Genomic DNA, 1011 nt, shown 5'->3' with positions numbered 1-1011 from the left:
CACCTGTTTTCTGACACAACATCAGGTGATTTATGACTTATCCACGTAACTTTTCGCATATCGGCATTACCGTTACTGATTTAGATCGTGCGGTAGAGTTTTACACCCAAGTTATGGGTTGGTATCTGATTATGCCGGCTACCACCATCACTGAAGACGATTCGGCGATTGGCGTGATGTGCAACGATGTGTTTGGCCCTGGTTGGGGTTCGTTTCGGATCGCGCACTTATCTACTGGCGATAAAATCGGGATTGAGTTATTCGAGTTCCCGAACAGCGAGCAGCGTGAGAACAATTTTGAATTCTGGAAAACGGGCGTGTTTCACTTTAGCGTGCAAGATCCGGATGTCGAAGGCTTGGCTGCACGCATTGTGGCGGCTGGCGGTAAGCAGCGCATGCCAGTGCGTGAATACTATCCGGGTGAAAAACCATACCGTATGGTCTACATGGAAGACCCGTTTGGCAACATCATCGAGATTTACAGCCACAGCTATGAGCTGACGTATTCCGCCGGTGCTTACCAGGAATAAGCGTTGTTGGTGTGATTTTCCTGCAGGCTGAGATAATGCGGTGTAATTAAGTCAATTATGCCGCACGTTTTGTGTTTTATTTCCCGCATTTCCTATCCAAATCTGAGCTGACATAGCGCCTTTGTTACTATTGATGTGCAAGGAGGCTGCTTATGTTTGACCCCAAAGATATTTATCATCCCCGAGAGTTTCGCGATGGAGAGCGATCCGATCTTGGTTATTCCGCAGGAGAAAGGCCGTCTTATCACGAACCGAAAAGAAGAGAGAACTACGATAGCTATGCCCGTGAAAAACAGGCATCTCGCCATTGGTTATTTCCCGCGTGGTTTTTCTTTTTAGGCTTCATGACGGCTATGTTCATCGCCTATCGTTGGCCGCTGTTGTTCGTGCATGTTCTCACCGAGTTTGGTCATTTCTTCATGCGCATTGGTGGGGCTATTTCGGCGCTATTTTCTTCTTCATTATGAAGTTTCGGTTATGA

Annotated in this window: 2 protein-coding genes; both read left to right on the top strand. The window is 47.2% G+C overall.

The window, feature by feature from the left end:
* Positions 1–32 precede the first annotated feature (32 nt).
* Positions 33–530, top strand: coding sequence for a lactoylglutathione lyase family protein (locus ACRC27_RS07550; RefSeq protein ID WP_010862250.1), 498 nt, complete (start codon positions 33–35; stop codon positions 528–530).
* 152 nt (positions 531–682) lie between these two features.
* Positions 683–997 carry a hypothetical protein gene (locus tag ACRC27_RS07545; RefSeq protein ID WP_115149177.1) on the top strand — a complete coding sequence of 105 codons (315 nt, stop codon included), beginning with the start codon at positions 683–685 and terminating at the stop codon, positions 995–997.
* The last annotated feature ends 14 nt before the right edge of the window (positions 998–1011 follow it).

The sequence above is a fragment of the Plesiomonas sp. genome (genome assembly GCF_051650925.1).
In the GTDB taxonomy this organism is placed as follows: Bacteria; Pseudomonadota; Gammaproteobacteria; order Enterobacterales; family CAMTGL01; genus Plesiomonas.
This window is presented reverse-complemented; position numbering and strand designations above follow the sequence as displayed.

Excerpts from the sequence above, each read along its gene's own strand:
- ACRC27_RS07550 (WP_010862250.1), top strand. The coding sequence starts at position 33 with ATGACTTATCCACGTAACTTTTCGCATATCGGCATTACCGTTACTGAT.
- ACRC27_RS07545 (WP_115149177.1), top strand. The coding sequence starts at position 683 with ATGTTTGACCCCAAAGATATTTATCATCCCCGAGAGTTTCGCGATGGA.